Here is a 25,435-nt window from a genome sequence, read left to right on the forward strand (position 1 = left end):
ACCAGAACCTCGCCCTCGCGCGGGCCCTCGAGGTCCACCTCCATGATCTCCAGCGGCTTTCCAGCGCCAACGGCTACAGCGGCACGCGTCTTCATGAGGCACTCCTCCCAAGCAGTCGAAAAACTTCATGTCCCGGCGGGCCTGAGGTCCGCCTCGCAACAAAAATACCGTTTCCAAGCCGTAGTGAGGTGGCAATAATCGAACGGTCTCCCTGATAAGTCTATTCTACCAAGGTCCTCATCCGCACAGTCTCGGCATGCGGTGGTCCGCTCGATCGCCGGCCTGCTTTGCCGGCGGCAAATAGGACTAAAGCAGAAGTGGCAGGTCAGCTCACAAGGTTTGATAAATCCAGCACTTCCGCTAAGTTTCTCCGCGGGCACCTTGGCTTGGCGCTGGTCCGACAGGATTGGACTGGGCACGAGAGTGGGTAATGTTATGGATGACGAGCGCGGTGCCGAGCACTCTCACGACCTTTTTGTGCTTTCTTTTCCTGGCCGCCAATTTTTCCGGTGCGGTGGCTCAGGAATCGGCGAGCAAGCAACCGGCTGCAACGGCCAAGCCGGAAAAGAAGATCGCTGAAATCAAGATAGGCTATTTGCGGGCATATGCGCCGCAACTGACGCTTTCCCTGCTTGATCTGCCGCCTAGGGACGAGGGTGTTGCCAGCGCCAAGGTGGCGATCGGCGACAACAACACGACGGGAGCGTTCCTCGGCCAGAAATTCAGCCTCGATATCACTGAAATAAAGCCGGACTCCGATGCGGTTCAGGCATTCGACGGCCTGATCGCCAAGGGCGACCGCTATGTGGTCGCGGACCTCTCGGCCAAGCAGTTGCTGTCCATCGCCGACATCGCGCGCGACAAGGGCGTGCTGATCTTCAACATCGGCGCTACCGACGACAGCCTGCGCGAGGAGGACTGCCGCATAAACGTATTTCACATCGCGCCGACGCGCAGCATGCTGGCCGACGCGCTGGCGCAATACCTCATGGTGAAGAAATGGCCGAACTGGGTGCTGCTCTACGGTTCGCATGAGCAGGACCATCTCTACGCCGATGCGTTGCGCCGCGCGGCTGCCCGTTTCGGCGGCCAGATCGTGGCGGAGAAGGAGTTCAAGGACAGCGGCACCGCCAGACGCACCGACACGGGCGCCACGCAGATCCAGCAGCAGATTTCCGTGTTCACGCAGGACCTGCCGGAGCACGACGTGGTGCTGGTCGCCGACGAGAGCGAGGTATTCGGAACCTATGTGCCCTACCGCACCTGGACGCCACGGCCGGTCGCCGGCACGGCCGGGCTCGTCGCATCGTCATGGCACCCCGCAAGTGAGCAGTGGGGCGGCATCCAGATGCAGAGCCGTTTCCTGAGGACGACGGGTCGCAGAATGTTGTCCAAGGACATGTCGGCCTGGACGGCCGTGCGGGCCGTCGGCGAAGCCACCACACGCACCAATGGCGACGATCCGAAAAAGATCAGCGACTACATCCGCTCGGACGATTTCTCGGTCGCCGCCTTCAAGGGCCAGAAGCTGACCTTCCGCAAATGGAACCTTCAGCTGCGCCAGCCGATCCTGCTCAGCGACGCCAAGTCGGTCGTCTCGACCTCGCCGCAGGAGGGCTATCTCCATCAGGTTTCCGAGCTCGACACGCTCGGCGTAGACGAACCGGAGACCAAATGCGCCCTTAAGTAGAAAGCAATCGGGAGGAGTTTCGGTGCAAGGACGAGCTTGTGCACTCGCCATTCTCGCGGCCGGCCTCATGGCCGGTCCGGCATCGGCCTATACGGCCTATGTCTCCAACGAGAAGGACAACACAATGACCGTCGTCGACACGGCGACGATGAAGGTGATCAAGACCGTCGATGTCGGGCAGAGGCCGCGCGGCATCACGATCTCGCCCGACGGCAAGTTCGTCTATCTGTGCGCCAGCGACGACGACACCGTCCAGATCATCGATACGTCGAGCCTTGACGCCGTTGGCGATCTGCCCTCGGGGCCTGATCCTGAATTGTTCGTGCTCTCCCCCGACGGCAAGACGCTTTACATCGCCAACGAGAACGACAATCTGGTCACCGTCGTCGACGTCGCGAGCAGGGCGGTGCTTTCGGAGATCCCGGTCGGCGTCGAGCCGGAAGGCATGGGTGTCAGCCCCGACGGCAAGACCATGGTCAACACCTCCGAAACCACCAGCATGGCGCATTTCATCGACACCCAAAGCCATGAGGTGACTGACAACGTGCTGGTCGATACGCGCCCGCGCTTCGCCGAATTCAAGCCCGACGGCTCCCAGGTCTGGGTCAGCGCCGAGGTCGGCGGCACCGTCAGCGTCATCGACAACGCCAAGCGCCAGGTGGTGAAGAAAATCCAGTTCGCGATCAATGGATTGCGGGCTGAGACCATCCAACCCGTCGGCATCGCCATAACCGCCGACGGCAAGAAGGCCTATGTCGCGCTCGGTCCGGCGAACCATGTCGCGGTGATCAACACCGAAACCTACGAAGTGGAAAAATACATCCTCGTCGGCCAGCGCGTCTGGCATCTGGCCTTCACCCCCGACCAGAAGACGCTGATCACCACGAACGGCAACTCGAACGACATCACCTTCATCGACACGGCGACCGATGAACCGGTCCAATCGCTCACCGTCGGCCAGCAGCCGTGGGGCGTGGCCATATCGCCCAACTAGCGATGCCCCAAGCAAGCCGGGAGGTTCATTCCATGAAGATCAACCGCACGATTTTCTTCGCCGTCCTGGTCGGACTGGCGGTTGCTCCGCTCGCGGCGAGTGCCGACGACGATGCCCCGAAGGTGACGCGATCCAGCAAGCCCCTCCCCGAGCTGGTCCTGGGTTCGGACAAATCCAGCTATGACGTCAACCGGACGGATTTCGAGCTGGTCGCCGGCCAGGGCTATCGCTGGAAGATCACGTCTCACGGCGGCTTCGAATACAAGTTCATGACCGACCTCTGGCGAAACGTCTGGATCGACCAGATCGTCATAAACGATCTCGAAGTGCATATGGCCGGCGCGCCGGCCTGGCTCGAATTCGACGAAGCGGGAACCATATTGGTTCAGTTCCACACCGTGCGCCCCGGCGAGTACACTTGGTCCGTCCCCGACCTTGCCGACAAGGGACTCAAGGGAAAGATCACGATCAAATGAGAACTGGCAATTGAGAACGGCGCACATATGAGAACAGGGTGATCGGCGTGCAGCACGTACGGACCGGCGGATCGGGAAATGAGGTGGCGGCGCTCGACGTCGCCGGCGTCAGCCATTCCTACGGTCCCAAACGGGCGCTGAACAACGTATCCTTCTCGATCGCGCCGGCGACTTTCACAGTTCTGCTCGGCCTCAACGGGGCCGGCAAGACGACCTTGTTCTCCCTGATCAGCCGCCTTTACGACACGCGCCATGGATCGATCCGCATCTTCGGCCACGACATCCGCCGCGCTTCCGGCGAAGCGCTCAGATGTGTCGGCATCGTGTTCCAGGCACGGACCCTCGACCTTGACCTCAGCGTGCACCAGAACCTCTCCTACCACGCCTCGCTGCACGGTATTGGTGGACGCGAGGCCCGGCAGCGCATCGCCGCCGTACTCGAAACGGTCGATATGCAGGGCCGTGAGTATGACAAGGCCCGCTCTCTCTCCGGCGGCCAGATGCGACGGATCGAAATAGCCAGGGCGCTGCTGCACCGCCCCTCCCTGCTGCTGCTCGACGAGGCAACCGTCGGTCTCGACATCCAGTCGCGCGCCGGCATCCTTGCCACCATCCGCAGGCTCGTCGAAACCGAAGGCATCGGCGTTTTGTGGGCCACGCATCTGATCGACGAGGTCGAGGACGGCGATCATGCCGTCGTGCTGCGACAGGGCAACCTTGTCGCCAGCGGCACGGTCTCCGATCTTATCCGGGCCAACGGCGCCGATTCGATCCGCGACGCCCTCTCGAAGCTCAACCGCGCAGAGACAGCCGGCATTGCGGAGATTTCGCCATGAGCACTTCCGCAATGCCGCAGCAGGTCGCCTCCGTCACGCCGATGAGGTCCGGCGCGTTCGGCCTCCGTCACTATCTCATCTGCCTCAAGGGCGTCGTCCTGCGCGAGTGCCTGCGTTTCCTGCATCAACGCGAGCGTTTCATCTCCTCGCTGGTCAGGCCTCTCGTATGGCTGTTCATCTTCGCCGCCGGCTTTCGCCAGGTGCTCGGCGTCTCGATCATCCCGCCCTATAAGACCTACGTGCTCTACGAGGTCTACATCACGCCCGGCCTGTGCGGCATGATCCTGCTGTTCTCGGGCATGCAGTCTTCGCTGTCGATGGTCTACGATCGCGAGATGGGCAATATGCGCACCCTGCTCGTCAGCCCGTTTCCGCGTTGGTTCCTGTTGGTGTCGAAGATGCTCGCCGGCGTCGCCGTGTCGATCGCGCAGGTCTACGCGTTCCTGATCGTGGCGTGGTTCTGGGGCGTCAAGGCGCCGCCCCTCGGCTACCTGTTCGTGCTGCCGGCGCTGTTTCTGTCGGGCATGATGCTTTGCGCCCTGGGCATGCTTTTGTCCTCCATGATCAAGCAGCTCGAAAACTTCGCCGGCATCATGAACTTCGTCATATTCCCTGGCTATTTCGCCTCCCCGGCCCTCTATCCGTTGTGGCGCATCCAGGAGGCTAGCCCCCTCCTGTACAAGATCTGTCTCGTCAATCCGTTCACCTATGCGGTCGAGCTGATCCGCTTCGCTTTTTACGGGCAGGTCGACTGGGTGTCGCTGGGCGTCGTCGCCGGATGCACACTGCTGTTTCTGGCCGGAGCCATCATCGCCTACGACCCCTCGCGCGGCCTGATGACCCGCAAGCAGGATACGGGAGGAAATGCCTGATGACGCGATTGGCCTTTGCTCGCAGCCTGCTTGTGGTCGCCGTGCTCGCGACGGGCACGAACGCCGGGGCGGCGACCGCCGATCCGGACTGGCCTTGCGTCCAGCGCAAGGTGCCGCAATTGTCGCTCGGCCAGGTCTGGAACGGGCCGGACCTTCCGCCCTCGGCCAAGGACTGGTCAGACGACGCATCGGTCTCCGCCCTTGTCGAGGACGTCGCGGCGCGGCGTCTGCCGCTCGGCGATGCTCAGAAGAAGATCCGGGATTTTGCGGCGTCCCTGCCGGCCGAACAGCTTGCGCCGAAAATGGCGATGGTCATGCAAGGCATGTTCGACCACATGGACGCCGAGCGCTCGCACGTGATTTCCGGCATTTCCCGTTATGCCCACAGGCAGCTCGAAATGGCCGCCGACTTGCGCAAGCAGGCGTCCGATGTCGATGCGTTGCGCGCAAAACCCGACGCGGATCCGGACGAGGTCGAGCGGCGGACCGACCAGCTGAATTTCGCGACGCGCATCTTCACCGAGCGCGCGCAATCGCTGACCTACGTCTGCGACGTGCCGACGATCATCGAGCAGCGGCTTTATCAGCTAGCCAAGACCGTCTCGGAAACGCTTGCCGCCAAGAAATAACGCATGTCGCAGCGGTCTCGAAACGAGTCCCGTTCAGCTGCTTCGTCCGGGCAGCACGCGCCAGCGCTGCACGAAATAGCCGGGATGTGTTTCCAGCCAATGCGCGACCAGCGGCTGCGCCTGCATGAAGGCAACTCCGGGATTCATGGCCAGGCCGTCCGCCATTTCCTCGCGTTGCTCACAGGTATGCGGCATGGCCGACATGCAGACCATCATCACGATTGTATAAAGCATTGCCCCTTCCCCTTCGAAATCCCGAACCCCACGCCGGAACGCATAGCGATCCACCGGCAGGGTTGGCTACCCTTCCGCCTTGCTGAGAGTGCGAATTGCCGCCCCACACTTCTATTAGCAATATGCAATATAACATGCGAACCGGCCGATCGCCATGACGGAGACCCATTGCTCACGCCCTTTTCGAACCTTTTCGCACGATCTCGACGGTCGATATGTCAGGCGTTTCACTTGAGCCGCCTTGCAGGCGTTCTCGCTTGCCGTGTCGGCGCTGCTTCATCCGCTTCGGCGTGCGGATACAGCTTGCCGAACAGAGGCAGGTAAGTCGCGCCCTTGCGCATCAGGAAATCGTTGAAGGTCGCCATGGCCGGCGAGATCACATGATCGGTGCGCATCACCGAAAACCATTGCCGGCGGATCGGCATGCCGGCCACGTCGAGAATGACGAGCCGGCCGGCCTCCGTTTCCGCGGCGATGGTGTGGGCGGAGATGAAAGCGATGCCGAGCCCTGCCATCACCGCCTGCTTGATCGTCTCGTTCGAGCCCATCTCGACGCCGAGATCGTCGATCCGGCCGGGGACGTCGCTCAGGAATATCTCCAGCGAGATGCGCGTGCCCGAGCCTGGCTCGCGGATAAGGAAATGCTCCTCGGCGATCCTTTCCTTGGAAATGTCGCGTGCCGAAACCAGCTTGTGCTCGGGCGGCGCGATGATGACCAGCGGATGGTCGCCGAAGACGGAAGCGCGCACCGAAACTTCCTTGGGCGGACGGCCCATCAGCGCGATGTCGATGTCGTGGTTCTTCAGCCTGTCGATCGTCTCGGCGCGATTGCCGATGGCCAGCCGCATGTCGATATCGGGATGCTCCTTCATGAAGCCGGCCATCAGCCGCGGCGCGAAATACTTGGCGGTGGAAACGACGCCGAGCCTCAGGCTGCCGGTGCGCACGCCCTTGATGGCGTCCATGTCGTCTTCGAGCAGGCGCAGCCGCTCCTCGATAGCTTGAGCAGCCTCGACAAAGGCCAGCCCTGCGGCGGTCGGACGCATGCCGTCCGACGTCCGGTCGAACAAGGCCAGCTGGAACTCCTCCTCCACCTGTCGCAACTGGATCGTAACCGCTGGAGGAGAAAGGCCTAACACCTTGGCTGCGTTCACGATTTTCCCGTGGCTGACGATGGCCTGCACAGTCTTGAATTGCTTGAGCGTGAGATTCCTCATAGGGCATACTAAATTAATTTTAGTGTCTGGGTAAAGTTATTGAATTTTACTTAGCACCGATCGTTTGGTTTCATCGCTCCATCCGGCGCCTGGAAGATACGCCGGACCGGGAGGTTACGATGCCAGCGGCAACGCTCGACGCTTTTTTGAACTCCTATCTCGGCGACCAGCCGGACGAACGCCGCTCCGCGGTCGTTGCTACCATCCGTCAGTTCACGCAGGCCGCCACCAAGGTCCGCAATGCCATCAACCAGGGGGCGCTCGGCGTCGCTTTTGCCGGAACCCGCGGCGCCAATGCCGGCGGCGATGTCCAGAAGGATCTCGACGTCTTCGCCGACGAGATCTTCCTCGACGCCATGCGTCGCGCTCCGGTCGCGCTCTATGCTTCCGAGGAGCTGGAGCAGCCGGTCCTGCTCGACAGGCAAGCCCCCCTCGCAGTGGCCATCGACCCGCTGGACGGCTCTTCCAACATCGACACCAACGTGTCGGTCGGAACGATTTTCTCGCTCCTCCCTGCAACTGGCGCGCCGGATGCCGATCCGGCCGCCCCTTTCTTGCAGGCAGGCGCGAACATGCTTGGCGCCGGCTTCTTCATTTACGGGCCGCAGCTGGCGCTCGTTCTGTCGCTCGGCAGCGGCACGCATGTCTTCGTGCACTCGACCAGGCTGGGCACGTTCGTCCAGGCCTATGAAAGCCGGATCATCCCGGAGCGGACCCAGGAGTTCGCCATCAACGCCGCCAACTACCGACACTGGGACGAGGCCGTGCGCCTCTATGTCGACGACTGCCTGGAAGGCAGCGAAGGCCCAAGGGAGAAGGATTTCAACATGCGCTGGATCGCCTCGCTGGTTGCCGAATGCTATCGCGTATTGATGCGCGGCGGCGTGTTTCTGTATCCCGGCGACCAACGCCGGGGTTACAGCCAGGGCCGGCTTCGTCTGGTCTATGAGGCCAATCCGATTGCCTATCTGGTCGAACAGGCGGCCGGGGCCGCGACCGATGCGATCACCCGCATCCTGGAAATCGAACCCGAAAGCCTGCACCAGCGCGTGCCCGTGGTCTTCGGATCCGCGCGGGAAGTCGCGCGGATCGCCCGCTACCACACCGAACCCAGCGCCATCGGCGAGCGTGCGCCGCTATTCAGCCGCCGCGGACTCTTCAGGGCTTGAGCGGGAACCATGTCGGCGAAGCACCCCATCATCACCATCACCGGATCGTCGGGCGCGGGCACGACCTCGGTCAAGCGCATCTTCGAGCAGATCTTCCGGCGCGAGAACATCGAGGCTGCCTTCATCGAAGGCGATGCCTTCCATCGCTACGATCGCGCCGCGATGAAGGCGGAGGTCGCCGCGCAAGAAAAGGCGGGCAATCCGAACTTCACGCACTTCCATGCCGAGGCCAACGAGCTCGGGATCCTCGAAGGCGTCTTCGAGGAATATGGCCGTCGGGGAAGCGGAAGGACCCGCACCTACGTCCATGACGAGGACGAGGAGAAGCAATACGGCACGCCGCCCGGCAATTTCACCGAATGGCGCGAATTCGCGCCGAGCGACCTGCTCTTCTACGAAGGCCTGCATGGCTGCGTCGTCACCGACAAGATCAACCTGGCCAGGCACGCGGACCTCAAGATCGGCGTGGTGCCGGTCATAAATCTCGAATGGATCCAGAAGATCCATCGCGACCGCGCCACGCGCGGCTATTCCACCGAGGCGGTCATGGATGTGATCCTGCGCCGGATGCCGGACTATGTCCGCTACATCGTCCCGCAATTCTCGCAGACCGCGATCAACTTCCAGCGCGTGCCGATCGTCGACACGTCGAACCCGTTCATCGCGCGCTGGATCCCGACCCCCGACGAATCGATGCTGGTCATCCGCTTCGCCAATCCTCGCGGCATCGATTTCCCCTACCTGCTTTCGATGATCCACGACTCCTTCATGTCGCGGCCGAATTCCATAGTGGTGCCGGGCAACAAGCTGGACCTTGCCATGCAGCTGATCCTGACGCCGCTCATCCTGCAATTGATCGAACGCAAGAAACGTGTGTCGTGAGGAGGATGCCATGACCAGCCTGGCAGCATTGAAGTCCGTCGCCGCCGCCGTCGCCGAGCGCGACATGGCCAACGCCATCCGCGCCCTTGCCATGGACAGCGTGCAGAAGGCCAATTCAGGACATCCGGGCATGCCGATGGGCATGGCCGATGTCGCGACGGTCTTGTTCGGCCGCTTCATGAACATCGACCCGACGGCGCCGAACTGGCTCGATCGCGATCGCTTCGTGCTATCGGCCGGGCATGGCTCGATGCTGCAATATGCGCTGCACTACCTGCTCGGCTACGAAGACATGCCGATCGAGGAATTGCAGCGGTTCCGCCAGCTGGGCAGCCGTACCGCCGGGCATCCCGAGCATGGCCACGCGCTCGGCATCGAGACGACGACCGGTCCGCTCGGGCAAGGCATCTCGACCGCTGTCGGCATGGCGCTGGCGGAGCGCATGCTTGCCGCCCGCCACGGCGCCGATCTCGTCGACCATTACACCTATGTGATCGCCGGCGACGGCTGCCTGCAGGAAGGCATCAGCCACGAAGCGATCGACCTCGCGGGTCACCTGAAGCTTTCCCGCCTGATCGTGCTTTGGGACGACAACGCGATCTCAATCGACGGGCCGACCTCGCTGTCGACATCGATGGATCAGCCGACCCGGTTCAAGGCCGCCGGATGGCATGTGCAGTCGGTGGACGGCCACGACATGGAAGCCGTCGCCGCGGCGATCGAGGCCGCGCGGCGGTCGGACCGGCCGTCGCTGATCGCCTGCCGCACGGTGATCGGCAAGGGCGCCCCCAATCTGGGCGGTTCGGAAAAGATGCATGGCGCGCCGCTGGGCGATGCGGAGATCGCCGCTACCCGCGAAAACATCGGCTGGGCCCACGCGCCGTTCGAGGTTCCGGATGACATCCTTTCAGCCTGGCACGAGGTTGCCGCACGTGGCCAGGCGGCGCGGCGCGCCTGGGAGCGGCGGCTTGCCGCCGCGCCGCGGCGCGAGGACTTCGAGCGCGCGCTTTCGGGCAAGCTGCCCGATGCAGTCTTCGAAGCACTGGACGCCTTCCGAAAGGAGCATGTCGAGAAGGCAACCAAGGTCGCAACGCGCAAGGCCTCCGAAATGGCGCTTGCCGCGATCAATGGCGCGACCGAGCTTACGGTCGGCGGCTCCGCCGATCTCACGCATTCGAACCTGACGATCACCAAGGGCATGGATCGCATAGCGCCTGACGACTACGCAGGCCGCTACATTCACTACGGCATCCGCGAGCATGGCATGGCCGCGGCCATGAACGGCATCGCGCTGCATGGCGGCTTCGTGCCCTATGGCGGCACCTTCCTCTGCTTCGCCGATTACGCGCGTGGCGCGATGCGGCTCTCGGCGCTGATGAACCAGCGCGTCGTCTATGTGATGACGCATGATTCCATCGGCCTCGGCGAGGACGGCCCGACACACCAGCCGGTCGAGCACCTGGCGATGCTGCGGGCGACACCGAACCTCAACGTCTTCCGCCCGGCCGACATCATCGAAACGGCGGAATGCTGGGAGCTGGCGCTGAGGAGCGAGGCACGGCCCAGCGTGCTGGTGCTCTCGCGGCAGAACCTGCCGATGCTGCGCCAGGCACACGGCCACGAGAACCAGACGGGCCAGGGCGCCTACGTCTTGCGCGAGCCGTCCACGCACCGCGCCGTGACGCTGATCGCCACCGGCTCGGAAGTCGAGATCGCCGTTGCCGCCGCCGAACGTTTGGAGGCCGAACACGGCGTCGCCGCCGCTGTCGTCTCGATGCCGTGCTGGGAACTGTTCGAGGAACAGGACGCAGACTACCGCAAGTCCGTTCTCGGCTCGGCGCCGCGCGTCGCCGTCGAGGCCGCCGCCCGCCTCGGCTGGGACCGCTGGATCGGCGAGACGGGCGCCTTTGTCGGCATGACCGGCTTCGGCGCAAGCGCCCCGGCTCCGGACCTCTACAAGCATTTCGACATCACACCCGAAGCCGTCGCCGCGGCGGCGCTGAAGCTCATCTTCTAGGAGGACCGACAATGGCCCGTATCACCCTTCGCCAGCTTCTCGACCATGCCGCCGAGCACGGTTACGGCGTGCCGGCATTCAACATCAACAACATGGAACAAGGCCTCGCCATCATGGAAGCGGCCAGAGCCTGCGATGCGCCTGTCATCATCCAGGCCTCGCGCGGCGCCCGCTCCTATGCCAACGACATCATGCTGGCCAGGATGATGGAGGCGTTGACCGAGATGCATCCGGCCATTCCGCTGTGCATCCACCAGGATCACGGCAACAACGAAGCCACCTGCCTTTCGGCGATCCGCCACGGCTTCACCTCGGTGATGATGGATGGGTCGTTGATGGCGGACGCCAAGACCCCGGCGAGCTACGACTACAACGTCGCCATCACCGAACGCGTCGCGCGCATGGCGCATTGGGTCGGCGCTTCCGTCGAAGGCGAGCTCGGCGTGCTCGGCTCGCTGGAAACCGGCCAGGGCGAGGCCGAGGATGGTCACGGCGCCGAAGGCGCGCTAGCCCATGACCAGCTTTTGACCGACCCCGATCAGGCGGTCGACTTCGTGACAGCCACCAAGGTCGATGCGCTGGCGATCGCCTGCGGCACATCCCACGGCGCCTACAAGTTCACGCGCAAGCCGGACGGCGACATCCTGGCCATGCAGGTGATCGAGGCGATCCACGAGAAGCTGCCGAACACGCATCTGGTCATGCACGGTTCGTCCTCCGTGCCGCAGGAGCTGCAGGACATCATCAATGCATATGGCGGCGAGATGCCCCAGACCTTCGGCGTTCCGGTCGAGGAGATCGAGCGCGGCATCCGCCACGGCGTGCGCAAGGTCAACATCGACACCGATTGCCGCATGGCCATGGCCGGACAGTTCCGCCGTGTCGCGACACAGGATCCGCGCGAATTCGATCCGCGCAAATTCCTGAAACCCGCCATGGACGCCCTGCGCGACCTTTGCCGCGATCGTTTCGAACGCTTCGGCACCGCGGGCAACGCCTCGAAGATCAAGGTCATCGCCATGGACGAGATGGCCAAACGCTACGCCGCGGGAAAGCTCGACCCGCAGATCGCAACCGCGAAAGCCGCCTGAGCGGCGGTCCGCCAAAAGGAAAGGACCAGCGTCATGTCCAACAAATCCGAAACCGTGACCGGCAAGGAACGCTACAGATCCGGCGTCATGGAATACAAGAAGATGGGCTATTGGGAGCCCGACTACGAGCCGAAGGACACCGACATAATCTCGGTGTTCAGGATCACGCCGCAGGACGGCGTCGACCCGATCGAAGCTGCTGCAGCCGTCGCCGGCGAATCCTCGACCGCGACCTGGACGGTGGTCTGGACCGACCGGCTGACGGCGTCGGAAAAATACCGCGCCAAGGCCTATCGGGTCGACCAGGTGCCGAACGCGCCCGGACAGTACTTCGCCTACATCGCCTACGACCTCGACCTGTTCGAGCCGGGCTCGATCGCCAATCTTTCGGCCTCGATCATCGGCAACGTGTTCGGCTTCAAGCCGCTGAAGGCATTGCGGCTGGAGGACATGCGCTTTCCCGTCGCCTATGTGAAGACCTTCCAGGGTCCGGCAACCGGCATCGTCGTCGAGCGCGAGCGCCTCGACAAGTTCGGCCGCCCGCTGCTCGGCGCCACCGTCAAGCCGAAGCTCGGCCTTTCCGGCCGCAACTACGGCCGTGTCGTCTACGAGGCGCTGAAGGGCGGGCTCGACTTCACCAAGGACGACGAGAACATCAACTCGCAGCCCTTCATGCATTGGCGCGAGCGCTTCCTCTACTGCATGGAGGCGGTCAACAAGGCGCAGGCCGACACGGGCGAGATCAAGGGCACCTATCTCAACGTCACGGCGGCCACCATGGAGGACATGTACGAACGGGCCGACTTCGCCAGGGAACTCGGTTCCAACATCGTCATGATCGACCTCGTGATCGGCTATACGGCCATCCAGTCGATGGCGAAATGGGCGCGCAGGAACGACATGATCCTACACCTCCATCGCGCGGGACATTCGACCTACACGCGCCAGAAGTCGCACGGCGTCTCCTTCCGCGTCATCGCCAAATGGATGCGGCTTGCCGGCGTCGACCACATCCATGCCGGCACCGTGGTCGGCAAGCTGGAAGGCGATCCGGCGACGACTAGGGGCTACTACGACATCTGCCGCGAGGATCATAACCCGATGAAGCTGGAGAACGGCATCTTCTTCGACCAGCACTGGGCCTCGCTCAACAAGCTGATGCCGGTGGCGTCCGGCGGCATCCATGCCGGCCAGATGCATCAGCTCATCGACCTGCTCGGCGAAGACGTCGTGCTGCAGTTCGGCGGCGGCACAATCGGCCATCCAATGGGCATCGCCGCTGGCGCCACCGCAAACAGGGTGGCGCTCGAATGCATGATCCTCGCCCGTAACGAAGGCCGCGACTACCTGCGCGAAGGCCCCGAGATCCTCGAGCACGCCGCCCGGTCATGCCTGCCGCTGCGACAGGCGCTCGATGTCTGGAAGGACGTGACCTTCAACTACGCCTCGACCGACACGCCGGACTTCGTCCCGGTGGCGACGGCAGCCGAATAAGGAGAACAATCATGCGCATCACCCAAGGAGCCTTTTCCTTCCTGCCCGACCTCACCGACGACCAGATCCGCGCGCAGGTGCAGTATTGCATCGACAACAAATGGGCCGTCAGCCTCGAGGTCACCGACGACCCGCACCCGCGCAACACCTATTGGGACATGTGGGGCCACCCGATGTTCGACAATCCCGACGCGGCGGCGCTGATGATGGAGCTGAACGCATGCCGCAAGCTCTATGGCGACCGCTATATCCGCGTCGTCGCCTTCGATTCCTCGCATGGCTGGGAATCGGTGAAGCTCTCCTTCATCGTCAACCGCCCGGCCGAGGAACCCGGCTACCGGCTCGAGCGGCAGGAGGCTGCTGGCCGCATGACCCGCTACACCACCAGGCCCTACGCCGCCGACAAGCCGGCCGGAGCGAGGTACGGCTGATCATCGGGACAGGAGGAAAATGCCATGCCGGCGCCAGCCTTTGTCGAAACGGACGTGCCTAAAGCCGCCGCCCCAGCGGCGATCGATCTGCGCGAGGAATTCGAGACCTCCGGCGTCAAGGACGTCCTGGCCGAGCTCGACCGCGATTTGATCGGGCTTGCCCCGGTCAAGCGGCGCATCCGCGAGACGGCGGCGCTCCTGCTGGTCGAGCGGGCTCGCCGCCGCATGGGCCTCGCGCATGAAACGCCGACGCTGCATATGAGCTTCACCGGCAATCCAGGCACCGGCAAGACCACCGTTGCGCTGCGCATGGCCGACCTGCTGCATCGGCTCGGCTATATCCGCAAGGGCCATCTGGTTTCGGTGACACGCGACGACCTGGTCGGCCAGTATATCGGCCACACCGCGCCCAAGACCAAGGAGATCCTGAAGAAGGCGATGGGCGGCGTGCTGTTCATCGACGAGGCCTATTACCTCTACCGCCCTGAGAACGAGCGCGATTACGGCCAGGAGGCGATCGAGATCCTGCTGCAGGTGATGGAGAACCAGCGCGACGACCTCGTGGTGATCCTTGCCGGCTATGCGCAGCGCATGGACCGCTTCTTCGAAAGCAACCCGGGATTCCGCTCGCGCATTGCCCATCATATCGACTTTCCCGACTATTCCGACGCCGAGCTTCTCAGGATCGCGGAACAAATGCTCGAAAAGCAAAATTACCTGTTCGACACCAAGGCAACGACCGCGATGGCCGACTACATTGCACGCCGGCGCGCGCAGCCACATTTCGCCAATGCCCGCTCGATCCGCAACGCGCTCGACCGGGCTCGGCTGAGGCAGGCCAACCGCCTGTTCGAGAGCGCCAAGGGACCGCTTGATCCGAAGGCGCTGTCGACGATCTCGGCAGAGGACATCACCGCCAGCCGGGTCTTCGCGCTGAAGCGTGGGGAAGGAGAAAGCAAATGACCGCAAAGACCATCATCGCCCCGTCCGTCCTGTCGTCCGATTTCTCGCGGCTCGGCGACGAGGTCGAATCGGTCGCACGCGCGGGCGCCGACTGGATCCATCTCGACGTGATGGACGGGCATTTCGTGCCCAACATCACCTTCGGCCCGCCGGTGATCAAGGCGATCCGCGATCGAACGGACAAGGTCTTCGACTGCCATCTGATGATCGCGCCGGCCGATCCCTATCTGGCCGCCTTCGCCGACGCCGGTTGCGACATCATAACGGTGCATGCCGAGGCCGGGCCGCATCTCGACCGTTCGCTGCAGGCCATCAGGAACCTCGGCAAGAAGGCCGGCGTGTCGCTCAACCCGTCGACGCCGGAAAGCGTCATCGAATATGTCCTCGACCGGCTCGATCTGGTGCTTCTGATGACGGTCAATCCGGGTTTCGGCGGCCAAGCCTTCATTTCGGCGGTCATCGACAAGGTCAGGCGTGTCAAGGCGCTCGTCGGCCAGCGTCCGATCGACATCGAGATCGACGGCGGCGTCACGCCCGAGACAGCTCCCCTTGTCACCGCGGCCGGCGCCAATGTGCTCGTCGCCGGATCCGCCGTCTTCAAGGGTGGCGCCGAGGCCGCCTATCGCGCCAATATAGGCGCGATCAGACAGGCGGCCGACGGCGCGGTCCGGCGGGCCGCATGAACCACGTGCGAGGATGACATGGCGGCAATCCCACCGGTCTGCGATTTCGGGTGGCACGGCGTCGACGCCGTCTTGCCAGGCATCGACGGCGGATCGCATTCGATCCTCGGCCAGGCCGGGCCCAACGGGCTGGTCGTCGCCTTCATCTGCAATCACTGCCCCTATGTGAAGGCGGTGATTTCGCGCATCGTGCGCGACGCCGACGACCTCAAGGCCGAGGGGATCGGCTTTGTCGCCATCAACGCCAACGATGCCGAAGCCTATCCGGACGATGGCTTCGACAATATGAAGCTCTTCGCCAGGGCGAACGCCTTCACCTTCCCGTATCTTCACGACGACTCGCAAGCGGTAGCGCGCGCCTATGGCGCTGTATGCACCCCGGATTTCTTCGGCCTCAACAGCGCGTTGACGCTGCAATATCGCGGCCGGCTCGATGCATCGCGACGGGAGGCCGGACTGCCTGGGCTGAGACGCGATCTGTTCGAGGCGATGAAGCAGGTTGCCCGAACCGGCAACGGACCGGTCGATCAGATCGCTTCGATTGGCTGCTCGATCAAATGGAAGGAGGCCATATGAACGTCGGCGCAAGCAAGCGGTTTCGGTCGCCGAGAGCGATCCTGTTCGATCTCGACGGCACGCTGATCGATTCGGCGCCCGATATCGCGGCGGCCGTGAACGAGCTGCTGGCCGGCCGCGATCTGCCGCCGCTCAAGGTGGACCAGGTCAGGGCGATGATCGGCGGCGGTGTCATGAAATTGGTCGAGCGGGCCTTCGCAGCTTCAGGGTCGCCGCTTCGGGGCGGCGCCCTCGAGGAGGCCAACCGCGACATGGCGCCGATCTACCGCAGGCATCTGACCGGCCTGACGCGGCTGATGCCTGGCGTCAGGCAGGTCCTCACCCACTTTCACCTGAACGGAACGGCCATGGGCGTCGTCACCAACAAGCCGCAATTGGCGACCCGCGAAATCCTGCTGCACTTCCACTTGACGGAATATCTCGGCGCGATCGTCGGCGGAGACGCGGTGACGAAGCTGAAACCGGCGCCCGACGCTCTGCTTTTGGCGCTCGACCAGCTTCAGGTCGAACCGCACCAGGCGCTGATGGTTGGAGACAGCATCAGCGACGTCGGCGCCGCGCGCGCGGCCGGCATGCTGGTCGCTCTGCTGCGCGGCGGCTACACTCAGGTCCCCGTCGAAGAGCTTGGCGCGGACCTCGTCTGCGACAGCCTGCTCGATCTGCCTTCCGCGATGCAGAGGCTGCAAGCCGCTGCCTGACAGGTGGCGTCGATTGCGGAGGCTTCGCCGGCCGATCGAAAAGCGAACGGCCTGCGAACCCGTTACTTCGAGAATTGCCTATTTTGAGAACTGCCCTACTTCGAGAACTGCTTGAGATAGGCGATGACGTTAGCCACGTCCTTGTCGTCCTTGAGGCCGGCAAATGCCATCTTTGTGCCTTTCACCATGGCCTTCGGATCATGGAGATAGGTCGTCAGCGTCGGTTCGTCCCATTTGACGCCGGACTTTCCAGCCGCGACCATCGCCTGGGAATAGCTGAAACCAGGATGTGTGCCGGCCGTGCGGCCAATGACGCCATTCAACGACGGACCGACCTTGTTCTGGTCCTTGTCCGCGACGTGGCAGACCTTGCATTTGGTGAAGACTTTCTCACCTGCCGCCGCATCCTGCGCGTAGGATTGGTCCGTGATGAAAGTAACCAGGAATGTGACGGCGAAAAACGCGATAGCGCGCATGGCAATTCCTCATTGATCGTCAAATGCCCGGTGCCTGAAAAAAAGCTAACCGGAGGACGGCGGAAGTCAATCATACGAAGGTCCAGACTCCGGCATCGACAGATGCCCATCCTGTACTTTCGCCTTTGTTGACGGTTTTGGGACTAGCGCGTAGCTTCGGATCGTTCTGGATTTCCAAGGGCACCTCGGGACGTCGGCCAGGCTGGCTTCATCCAGGCTGAGAATGGCCCAGGCAACGGGGTCGGCGGCATTTCGCCGGAGCGGGCATCTTCGCGCGCGAGAGGTGCTGAATGAATATGGTCGACCTCATCTTGACGGTTTGCCTGAGTGCCAATCCCGGCGATTGCCGAGACGAGCATCTCTATTTTGAAAGCCGCGGCTCCCTGTTCCAATGCATGATGCTGGCGCCAAGCGAAATCGCGAAATGGTCGCAGGAACATCCGGCCTTGAAGGTCAGGCGCTGGAAATGCGCTTTCCCAACGAAGGACCGGGCGATCTGACCGGCGCCCTTGGTTTGTTGCAGCCCCGGGAGGACGCGTCATGATTTCGCGGCGGGAAGCGCTCCGTTTGGCGGCCCTTGGAACGGCGACGATTCTCGGCGCACACCCTATTGCTGCTTCCGCCGCGTCCAAGCTTCGCATCGGCGTGCTGAAGTTCGGCACGGTGAGCTGGGAGCTTGACACGCTGAAGCATCACGGATTCGACGCGGCTAACGGGATCGAGCTGGACGTCATCTATTTCGCCGGGGAGGATGCGACCAATGTGGCGATGCTGGCGGGCGCGATCGACATGATCGTCACCGATTGGCTGTGGGTGTCGCGCCAGCGCTCGGATGGCGGCGATGTCACATTTGCCCCTTATTCGACGGCCGTCGGAGCGATCATGGTGAAAGACGCGTCGCCGATCCGCACGATCGCCGACCTCAAGGGAAAGAAGCTCGGCGTCGCCGGCGGAGCGCTCGACAAGAGCTGGCTGCTGATACAGGCGCTGGCCAGGCGCGATCACGGCCTCGACCTGCCGTCGGTGAGCGATGTCGTCTTTGGCGCGCCGCCGCTGATTTCGCAAAAAGCCATCCAGGGCGAGCTCGATGCGGCGCTCAACTTCTGGCATTTCTGCGCCCGGCTCGAAGCCGGCGGCTTTCGCCGGCTGATCGGCGCCGACGACGCGCAGACAGCGCTCGGAGCCTCGGGGCCGGTATCCGCGCTTGGCTATGTATTCCACGACAAATGGGCGAACGAGAACCCGCAAGCCGCCCGCGGCTTCCTCAAGGCTTCCGCGCAGGCCAAGGATCTGCTGGCAAGGTCCGACGAAGAGTGGCTGCGCCTCGCGCCGATCATCCGCGCGGAAGGGCCGGAGCTGGCAAAGCTGCGCGACCGCTACCGCGAGGGCATCCCCAGGCGGCCGGTCGCCGAGGAGGCGGCCGATGCCGGCAAGCTCTATCGGGTGCTGGCCGGGATCGGCGGTGAGAAGCTGGTCGGCAGCGCGCCGGAGATGGCGCCCGGCACATTCTGGCTGGAGCCACCGCAATGACCGTGGGAGATGGCAGCGAGCACACGCTTGGTGAAACGGCCGGCATTTCCAGGCATTCCGCCCCCGCGGCGGCACTGATGCCCACGCTGACGGTGACGATCTCCCTGCTCGGGCTCGGCCTGCTGTGGAGCCTGGCTGCGAATGCATGGCCGAGCCGCGCCTTTCCGGGACCGGGACGGGTCTGGCAGGTGTTGCTGAGAGAGGCGGCGAGCGGCGACCTTTTCTACCACCTCGGCGCGACCCTCGGCCGGGTCGCCGCCGCCTATATCGTCGCGATGATCGTCGGATCGGTGATCGGCATCCTCCTCGGCAGCTACCGTCGCGCGGACCGGTTCTTCAACCCCTGGGTCATCCTGTTCCTCAATATTCCCGCGCTGGTCATCATCGTGCTGGCTTACATCTGGTTCGGCCTCAACGAGGTGGCGGCGATAGGCGCGGTGGCCGTGAACAAGATCCCGAATGTCGTGGTGACGATGCGCGAGGGCGCCAGGGCACTGGACCCGAGCTACGCCGAAATGGCGGCTGTCTATCGCTTCGGTCCGCTCGAGCGCCTTCGCCACATCCTGCTGCCGCAACTGCAGCCCTATCTGGCGGCGGCCTCGCGCTCCGGTATCGCTCTCATCTGGAAAATCGTTCTGGTGGTCGAACTGCTCGGCCGCTCCAATGGCGTGGGCTTCCAGATCCATCTCTATTTCCAGCTTTTCGACGTCGCCGCCATTCTTGCCTACACGCTGGCATTCGTGGCGGTGATGCTCGTGATCGAACTTCTTCTGGTGCAGCCCGTTGAACGACATGCAACCCGTTGGCGCCGTCGCCCCGCTTAGGGTCGACATTGCCGAGAAGACCTTCAGGTCCGCGCAGGGCGTCTCGGTCACGGCGCTCAAAAACCTTTCCTTCGAGGTCCGGCAAGGCGAATTCGTCTGCCTGCTCGGGCCATCGGGCTGCGGCAAGACCACGACGCTGCGCATCCTGCTTGGGCTAGACAGGCAGTTCTCCGGTTCTTTCCAGTTGCCTGAAGGCGGCTCGAACCGCATAGCCGCCGTATTCCAGGAACCCACCTTGCTGCCCTGGCGTACAGTGGAGCAGAACGTCAGGCTGGCGCTGCCGAAAGACCTACGCATGAAAAATCTCGACGCGCTGTTTGACACGCTCGGTCTCAGCGGCATGCGCTCGCTCTATCCGGCCGAGCTCTCGCTCGGTCTTGCCAGAAGGGTAGCCCTTGCGCGGGCCTTCGCGATCGAGCCGGCGGTGCTGTTCCTTGACGAGCCCTTCGTCTCGCTCGACGGACGGACCGCCGGGCAGCTCCGGCGCCTGCTTCTTGACGTCTGGTCGGCCCGGCCTACGACCGCCCTGATGGTGACACACAACCTGACCGAGGCCCTGGCGCTGTCGGATCGCATCATCGTGCTTGCGCCGCGGCCCTCGCATGTGCTCGGCGTCTTCGACATAGGATTGCCAAGGCGACACCGCAGCCCGGAGGCGACGAACGACCTTTTGCGATCGTTCCATCAGAAATTTCCAGGCGTGGCCTGATCATCCTGATCCATGCAATTGCGGACGGAAGACCGCTGCCGGCTTTCCTGCTTCAGAAGCAACGCACGTCGGCTTCCGCCTGCGCTTGCTTCAACTCCGTGCGCGCGGCTTTCGCCGGCGCGCTTTCGCGGAACAGACCTGCATTCTCCCCTGTCGTCAGGGACATGCTCTTGAAGGTCTCGGCCCTCTCATAATGGTCGTAGGGCAGGATCGAGGCGATGACATCGATCGAGCATGAACAACTCTCCAGCGCCTGGCGCGTCTGGCCGTTCGTCCGCATGCAGCCGAGCACATAGTCGACGACCGTCGCCGTCGGATAGTCTCCTGCGGCGCCGGCAGGGTTTGCAACGACCGTTGCCGACGAAAAGAGGAGCGTCAGGATCGAAAATCCAGCATATCTGACCATGAGAAATTCCTCCTATTGCCCGCGCGTGCCGCAGCGGGGCAGCACGATCGATCCCAGTTGGCGGCATGTGGCCATCCCGGTCAAGTTCCCACCGCCCCGGTATAGGACCAAAGGAGGAATGCGTTGGCCGCCGACAGCAGCGCTCCAAGGCGGCTTCACGGCTCGCCCCAGCGCCCATCTTCGCGAGTACTGTTTCATGACCGCATCAATACGGGGAACCAAGAGTGTCAATTGCAGAAATTTTAAAGAATATCTAAAAATACAACCCGATATCAATCCGCCTCACAATACACATCTATAAGATTTTATATATACAATCTCTCAATATTACACTCAACGACGGCACGAAATCTCGAAATTATTTTATATCATGATTTTGTATTGCAGTGCATTAAATTTATGTTGCACCGCACAATTTCAGCGGGGGTTTTTCCTTGCCTGACATTTTGCAATGACATAGCCTTACCCTGTTTCCGGCTTCAAGGACTTCGCTGTAATTAGGGAGCGGCGGTAGTCTTTCGTAGGCCAACCGGGCGGGTGCAGGCTAGGCTGATTTGGTGGAGGACAGAAACGTTCCTCTGCTATTTGCAGCTTAGGTCGTGACAGCTGCCGGAAATACTTCCCACGATGAATCACTTGAGCAAGCTCTTGCGAGCTTGTGTACCGGTTTCTTGTTGTCAACTCGGGAGGAATTTGATGCGCGCACTTACGCAAGCTACCTACATCGCAACAACCACTGCGCTACTGTCGTTAGGCGCGCTCTATACAGCGTCAGCCAACGAAGAACTCGCGAAAATGGCTAAAAACCCGAAAGATTGGGTGATGCAGACGGGTGATTACGCCAACACCCGTTATTCCACGCTCAAGCAGATCACCAAGGACAACGTGAAGAACCTGCAGGTCAAGTGGACCTTCTCGACCGGGGTGCTGCGCGGCCATGAGGGCGGGCCGCTGATCATCGGCGATGTGATGTATGTTCACACGCCGTTCCCGAACACCGTTTATGCTTTGGATCTCAACAAGGACGGAAAGATCCTCTGGAAGTACGAGCCCAAGCAGGACACGAACGTCATTCCGATCATGTGCTGCGACACGGTCAATCGTGGCGTTGCCTATGCGCCTGCCGATGGTGACCGCCCGGCGCTGGTCATTCTCAACCAGGCCGACACCACCGTCGTCGCGCTCGATGCCAAGACCGGCAAGGTCGCTTGGTCGGTCAAGAACGGCGAAAACATCGACGGCGGTAAAGGCGAATCCGGCACGTCCGCGCCGGTTGTCGTCAAGGACAAGGTCCTCGTCGGCGTCTCGGGCGCGGAGTTCGGCGTCCGCGGCTGGCTGGCCGCCTACGATCTGAAGGACGGCAAGCTCGCCTGGAAGGCCTATTCGGAAGGTCCGGACGCGGACACCCTGCTCGATCCCGAGAAGACCACGCAGCTCGGCAAGCCGGTGGGCAAGGACTCCGGCACGAACACCTGGGAAGGCGAGCAGTGGAAGACGGGAGGCGGCACGACATGGGGATGGTATTCCTATGATCCCAAGCTGAACCTCATCTACTACGGCACCGGCAATCCCTCGACCTGGAACCCCGTCCAGCGCCCCGGAGACAATCGCTGGTCGATGACCATCTTCGCCCGAGATGCCGATACCGGTAAGGCCAAATGGGTCTACCAGATGACCCCGCATGATGAATGGGACTATGACGGCATCAACGAGATGATCCTCGTCGACGGCATGGAGGTCAAAGGCAAGAAGCACGACGTGCTGGTGCATTTCGACCGTAACGGCTTCGCTTACACCATGGATCGCGCCACCGGCGAACTGCTCGTCGCCAAGAAGTATGACCCTGCGGTGAATTGGGCGACCGAAGTCAATATGGACCCCAACAGCAAGGAATACGGCCGTCCGCAGGTCGTGGCGAAATATTCGACGCAGCAAAATGGCGAGGACACCAACTCGTCGGGTATCTGCCCCGCGGCGCTCGGAACCAAGGACCAGCAGCCGGCCGCCTACTCGCCGAAGACCGGCCTGTTCTACGTGCCGACCAACCATGTCTGCATGGACTATGAGCCGTATAAGGTGAGCTACACGGCCGGCCAGCCTTATGTGGGCGCCACCGTGTCGATGTATCCCGCGCCCGGCGGCGACGGCAACATGGGCAACTTCATTGCCTGGGATGCCGCCAAGGGTGAGATCGTCTGGTCGAAGCCCGAACAGTTCTCGGTGTGGTCGGGCGCATTGGCGACCGCCGGCGACGTCATCTTCTACGGGACGCTCGAAGGCTACATCAAGGCAGTCGATGAGCACGGCAAGGAACTCTACAAGTTCAAGACCCCGTCCGGCATCATCGGCAACGTCACGCCCTTCGAGCACAACGGCAAGCAGTACATCGCCGTTCTGTCCGGTGTCGGCGGATGGGCAGGTATCGGCCTCGCCGGCGGACTGCTGTCACCCGACAACGCCGCTGCCTGGCACGGCGCCGTCGACCAGGGCCGCGCGCAAGGCGATCAGGCCGCGGTCGTTGGAACCGCCGGTCTCGGAGCGGTCGGTGGCTACGCAGCACTCGCCGACTATACGACGCTGGGCGGCCAGCTCACCATCTTCGGTCTTCCGGATTGATCTCCGGAAACCTTAAGACCGAAGGCTGAAAGATCGAGAGCCCGGACATCCCCAGGCAACAGCCGGGCTCTCGATCTGAAGCACCCCCGAACACCGGTCGACGCCGCTTCGCAACGGCACCCCTTCGTCCTTTGGCAAAACAAGGAAGCGTCTGAATGTCCATCCGCATCGCAATTTCCATTCTCGCCCTGGCCATTCTGCCCTTGGCTAGCCTGACTTCGGCGCAAGCCGAGGACAGTGCTGACAAAGCCAAGGCGGTGAAGGACGAGGGTGGCAAATATTTGGATGCGGATGGAAATCCAACCTACAAGATCGAGAACGGAACCGTGGATTGGTACACATTCAGCGGCTATCGCCGCTATCACTCGGACTGCCATGTCTGCCACGGACAGGACGGGATGGGTTCGACCTATGCCCCGGCCCTGGCGAACAGCCTTAAAACAATCGACTACCCGACCTTCCTCTCGATCGTCGCACAGGGCCGCAAGAACACCGCCAACGGCAAGGAGAATGTCATGCCTGCCTTTGGCGACAACAAGAACGTCTACTGCTACCTGGATGACCTCTACGTCTATCTGCGTGCCCGCGCCGACGGCGCCGCGCCGCGCGGGAGGCCACCCAAGCACGAAGATAAACCCCAGGCGGCCAAGGATGCCGAAAAATCCTGCATGGGGGGATGACGTGACCGGCCGGGTTGCATCGAAGCCACGTTTCATTCTGCCCCTGCTCGGCGCGCTCGCCTTGCTGCCGTCGGCAGCCTGGGCGCAGGGCGCCGGCCTCGGCGCCGCGGGAGAGCTGGTCGATCCCGACATCCTGCGGGTCTGCGCCGATCCTTCGAACATGCCCTTCACCGACCAGAACGGCCAGGGATTCGAAAACAAGCTGGCCGAGCTGGTCGCCAGGAAGACGGGCCGGAAATCGGTCGCCTACACATGGTTTCCGACGGTCATGGGCTTCGTGCGCAACACGCTTGCCGCCAACCGATGCGACATCATCATGGGCTATGCCCAGGGCGACGAGCTGGTGCAGAACACCAATGCCTATTATCGCTCGTCCTACGTGCTTGTGCACCCGAAGGGCGACGACCTCGAGGGTGTGGAGACGATCGAGGATCCGAAACTCACCGGCAAGCGGATCGGCGTCGTCGAGCGCACGCCGCCAACCGCCAACATGGCCGCCAACAAGCTCTTGCGGACGGCGAAGATCTATCCGCTTGCCGTCGACACGCGCGTCACCCCGTCGATGGGAGAAGTCGTGCTCAAGGACATGCTTGCCGGCAAGATCGACGCGGCGATCCTGTGGGGACCTATGGCAGGCTATTACGCCAAGCAGCTCAACGCGAATGTCACGATCGTTCCGCTGGTCAAGGAAAAGACCGGTTCGCGCATGTCCTACCGCATCACCATGGGAGTGCGTCCATCCGACCAGGAATGGAAGCGCACGCTCAACAAGGTGATCCGTGAGAACCAGGCGGAGATCAACAAGCTCCTGCTCGACTACAGCGTGCCGCTGATCGACGAGCATGACAACCCAATCACGGCGACGCCGGGGTGAGCGCGAAAACGAGAGGCGATGGAGGAAGGAACCGATTTTTGATGCGGATAGTTTCTTTTAGTTGTTTGAAAACCCGGTGTTTCATTTGTCCATTTGTGAAGTGATGGACGAGCCATTGCACCCGCCCGCAATGGCACCAACGAGATGACCAGCCCCCTTCGGGTTGGCAGAAGAGGAGAATGCGATGAAGAAAAGCTGGAAGAAACCGACCATGTGCCAGGTTGCTGCGGGCTTCGAAATTTCGCGGTATCTGCCTGCTGAAATTCCTCCCAGGAAGTAGGCCGCAAGGGTGCATGTCCCTGGCAGCAGGGGCATGCACCCCGCCGCATGTGAGGGCTTTGCAGCGGGAAACACCGATACGAATCTGT

Annotated in this window: 27 protein-coding genes; 23 read left to right on the forward strand and 4 right to left on the reverse strand. The window is 62.6% G+C overall.

Annotated features, from left to right (window positions below):
• Nucleotides 1-439 precede the first annotated feature (439 nt).
• The 6 genes from RFM41_RS14230 to RFM41_RS14255 all read left to right on the forward strand — a co-directional run bounded on the left by RFM41_RS14230 (nucleotide 440) and on the right by RFM41_RS14255 (nucleotide 5,497).
• The gene (locus tag RFM41_RS14230) at nucleotides 440-1,690 is read left to right on the forward strand and encodes a lanthanide ABC transporter ABC transporter substrate-binding protein PedA1 (RefSeq protein ID WP_320250134.1); all 1,251 of its coding nucleotides are present in this window, start codon (nucleotides 440-442) and stop codon (nucleotides 1,688-1,690) included.
• 67 nt (nucleotides 1,691-1,757) lie between these two features.
• A complete protein-coding gene (locus RFM41_RS14235) occupies nucleotides 1,758-2,684 on the forward strand; it encodes a YVTN family beta-propeller repeat protein (RefSeq protein ID WP_320250135.1) in 927 nt (308 codons plus the stop codon).
• 32 nt (nucleotides 2,685-2,716) lie between these two features.
• Nucleotides 2,717-3,160 carry a hypothetical protein gene (locus tag RFM41_RS14240; protein WP_320249532.1) on the forward strand — a complete coding sequence of 148 codons (444 nt, stop codon included), beginning with the start codon at nucleotides 2,717-2,719 and terminating at the stop codon, nucleotides 3,158-3,160.
• Nucleotides 3,161-3,207: 47 nt separating this feature from the next.
• Complete coding sequence (locus tag RFM41_RS14245) at nucleotides 3,208-3,996, forward strand: lanthanide ABC transporter ATP-binding protein PedB/LutE (RefSeq protein ID WP_320249535.1); 789 nt, start codon at nucleotides 3,208-3,210, stop codon at nucleotides 3,994-3,996.
• Between the two features lie 41 nt (nucleotides 3,997-4,037).
• Nucleotides 4,038-4,868: a lanthanide ABC transporter permease protein PedC gene (locus tag RFM41_RS14250; protein WP_198541054.1), complete on the forward strand. Its 831-nt coding sequence runs from the start codon at nucleotides 4,038-4,040 to the stop codon at nucleotides 4,866-4,868.
• Nucleotides 4,868-5,497, forward strand: a complete 630-nt coding sequence (locus RFM41_RS14255) for a hypothetical protein (RefSeq protein WP_320249538.1) — start codon at nucleotides 4,868-4,870, stop codon at nucleotides 5,495-5,497. The genes RFM41_RS14250 and RFM41_RS14255 overlap by 1 nt, the downstream gene beginning before the upstream one ends.
• Before the next feature lie 33 nt (nucleotides 5,498-5,530).
• On the opposite strand, the gene RFM41_RS14260 is transcribed toward RFM41_RS14255, so the two are convergent.
• Complete coding sequence (locus RFM41_RS14260; RefSeq protein ID WP_040983863.1) at nucleotides 5,531-5,731, reverse strand: hypothetical protein; 201 nt, start codon at nucleotides 5,729-5,731, stop codon at nucleotides 5,531-5,533.
• A 227-nt stretch (nucleotides 5,732-5,958) separates the two neighbouring features.
• Entirely contained in the window at nucleotides 5,959-6,948 is a 990-nt protein-coding gene (locus RFM41_RS14265; RefSeq protein ID WP_320249543.1) for a LysR family transcriptional regulator, read from the reverse strand.
• A gap of 119 nt (nucleotides 6,949-7,067) precedes the next feature.
• Here RFM41_RS14265 and RFM41_RS14270 point away from each other — a divergent pair, with 119 nt between their 5' ends.
• Genes RFM41_RS14270 through gph form a run of 10 tightly spaced genes read left to right on the forward strand, consistent with a single transcriptional unit; the run spans nucleotide 7,068 to nucleotide 16,952 of the window.
• Complete coding sequence (locus RFM41_RS14270; RefSeq protein ID WP_320249546.1) at nucleotides 7,068-8,117, forward strand: class 1 fructose-bisphosphatase; 1,050 nt, start codon at nucleotides 7,068-7,070, stop codon at nucleotides 8,115-8,117.
• Between the two features lie 9 nt (nucleotides 8,118-8,126).
• Nucleotides 8,127-8,999, forward strand: a complete 873-nt coding sequence (locus RFM41_RS14275; RefSeq protein ID WP_041006074.1) for a phosphoribulokinase — start codon at nucleotides 8,127-8,129, stop codon at nucleotides 8,997-8,999.
• Nucleotides 9,000-9,009: 10 nt separating this feature from the next.
• Nucleotides 9,010-11,016, forward strand: coding sequence for a transketolase (tkt, locus tag RFM41_RS14280; RefSeq protein WP_320249550.1), 2,007 nt, complete (start codon nucleotides 9,010-9,012; stop codon nucleotides 11,014-11,016).
• Nucleotides 11,017-11,027: 11 nt separating this feature from the next.
• Complete coding sequence (fba, locus tag RFM41_RS14285) at nucleotides 11,028-12,107, forward strand: class II fructose-bisphosphate aldolase (RefSeq protein WP_320249553.1); 1,080 nt, start codon at nucleotides 11,028-11,030, stop codon at nucleotides 12,105-12,107.
• Nucleotides 12,108-12,140: 33 nt separating this feature from the next.
• The gene (locus tag RFM41_RS14290) at nucleotides 12,141-13,601 is read left to right on the forward strand and encodes a form I ribulose bisphosphate carboxylase large subunit (protein WP_320249555.1); all 1,461 of its coding nucleotides are present in this window, start codon (nucleotides 12,141-12,143) and stop codon (nucleotides 13,599-13,601) included.
• A gap of 11 nt (nucleotides 13,602-13,612) precedes the next feature.
• Entirely contained in the window at nucleotides 13,613-14,032 is a 420-nt protein-coding gene (locus RFM41_RS14295) for a ribulose bisphosphate carboxylase small subunit (RefSeq protein WP_320249557.1), read from the forward strand.
• Between the two features lie 24 nt (nucleotides 14,033-14,056).
• Entirely contained in the window at nucleotides 14,057-14,995 is a 939-nt protein-coding gene (gene cbbX / locus RFM41_RS14300) for a CbbX protein (protein WP_320249560.1), read from the forward strand.
• Nucleotides 14,992-15,678: a ribulose-phosphate 3-epimerase gene (rpe, locus tag RFM41_RS14305; protein ID WP_320249563.1), complete on the forward strand. Its 687-nt coding sequence runs from the start codon at nucleotides 14,992-14,994 to the stop codon at nucleotides 15,676-15,678. The genes cbbX and rpe overlap by 4 nt, the downstream gene beginning before the upstream one ends.
• 18 nt (nucleotides 15,679-15,696) lie before the next feature.
• A complete protein-coding gene (locus RFM41_RS14310) occupies nucleotides 15,697-16,254 on the forward strand; it encodes a thioredoxin family protein (protein WP_320249565.1) in 558 nt (185 codons plus the stop codon).
• Nucleotides 16,251-16,952 carry a phosphoglycolate phosphatase gene (gph, locus tag RFM41_RS14315; protein ID WP_320249568.1) on the forward strand — a complete coding sequence of 234 codons (702 nt, stop codon included), beginning with the start codon at nucleotides 16,251-16,253 and terminating at the stop codon, nucleotides 16,950-16,952. The genes RFM41_RS14310 and gph overlap by 4 nt, the downstream gene beginning before the upstream one ends.
• 95 nt (nucleotides 16,953-17,047) lie before the next feature.
• Here the strand turns inward: gph and RFM41_RS14320 are convergent, their stop codons facing one another.
• On the reverse strand, nucleotides 17,048-17,428 hold the full coding sequence (locus RFM41_RS14320) for a c-type cytochrome (protein WP_320249570.1): 381 nt from the start codon (nucleotides 17,426-17,428) through the stop codon (nucleotides 17,048-17,050).
• Nucleotides 17,429-17,968: 540 nt separating this feature from the next.
• On the opposite strand from RFM41_RS14320, the gene RFM41_RS14325 reads away from it, so the two are divergent.
• From RFM41_RS14325 to RFM41_RS14335, 3 genes are all read left to right on the forward strand, one after another.
• Nucleotides 17,969-18,958 carry an ABC transporter substrate-binding protein gene (locus tag RFM41_RS14325; protein WP_320249572.1) on the forward strand — a complete coding sequence of 330 codons (990 nt, stop codon included), beginning with the start codon at nucleotides 17,969-17,971 and terminating at the stop codon, nucleotides 18,956-18,958.
• Between the two features lie 77 nt (nucleotides 18,959-19,035).
• On the forward strand, nucleotides 19,036-19,782 hold the full coding sequence (locus RFM41_RS14330) for an ABC transporter permease (RefSeq protein ID WP_320250137.1): 747 nt from the start codon (nucleotides 19,036-19,038) through the stop codon (nucleotides 19,780-19,782).
• Entirely contained in the window at nucleotides 19,751-20,491 is a 741-nt protein-coding gene (locus RFM41_RS14335; RefSeq protein WP_320250139.1) for an ABC transporter ATP-binding protein, read from the forward strand. The genes RFM41_RS14330 and RFM41_RS14335 overlap by 32 nt, the downstream gene beginning before the upstream one ends.
• Nucleotides 20,492-20,543: 52 nt before the next feature.
• Here the strand turns inward: RFM41_RS14335 and RFM41_RS14340 are convergent, their stop codons facing one another.
• Nucleotides 20,544-20,897: a hypothetical protein gene (locus tag RFM41_RS14340; protein ID WP_320249574.1), complete on the reverse strand. Its 354-nt coding sequence runs from the start codon at nucleotides 20,895-20,897 to the stop codon at nucleotides 20,544-20,546.
• 696 nt (nucleotides 20,898-21,593) lie between these two features.
• Here RFM41_RS14340 and RFM41_RS14345 point away from each other — a divergent pair.
• The 4 genes from RFM41_RS14345 to RFM41_RS34400 all read left to right on the forward strand — a co-directional run bounded on the left by RFM41_RS14345 (nucleotide 21,594) and on the right by RFM41_RS34400 (nucleotide 25,347).
• Nucleotides 21,594-23,513 (forward strand): methanol/ethanol family PQQ-dependent dehydrogenase, encoded by a 1,920-nt coding sequence (locus tag RFM41_RS14345; protein ID WP_320249577.1) that lies wholly within the window; start codon nucleotides 21,594-21,596, stop codon nucleotides 23,511-23,513.
• A gap of 155 nt (nucleotides 23,514-23,668) precedes the next feature.
• Nucleotides 23,669-24,193 carry a c-type cytochrome, methanol metabolism-related gene (locus tag RFM41_RS14350; RefSeq protein ID WP_320249580.1) on the forward strand — a complete coding sequence of 175 codons (525 nt, stop codon included), beginning with the start codon at nucleotides 23,669-23,671 and terminating at the stop codon, nucleotides 24,191-24,193.
• Nucleotides 24,165-25,067: a substrate-binding domain-containing protein gene (locus RFM41_RS14355; protein ID WP_320249584.1), complete on the forward strand. Its 903-nt coding sequence runs from the start codon at nucleotides 24,165-24,167 to the stop codon at nucleotides 25,065-25,067. The genes RFM41_RS14350 and RFM41_RS14355 overlap by 29 nt, the downstream gene beginning before the upstream one ends.
• Nucleotides 25,068-25,251: 184 nt before the next feature.
• A complete protein-coding gene (locus RFM41_RS34400; RefSeq protein WP_116390075.1) occupies nucleotides 25,252-25,347 on the forward strand; it encodes a hypothetical protein in 96 nt (31 codons plus the stop codon).
• Nucleotides 25,348-25,435: the final 88 nt, after the last annotated feature.

Source organism: Mesorhizobium vachelliae, assembly GCF_033977325.1.
Lineage (GTDB): Bacteria > Pseudomonadota > Alphaproteobacteria > Rhizobiales > Rhizobiaceae > Mesorhizobium > Mesorhizobium vachelliae.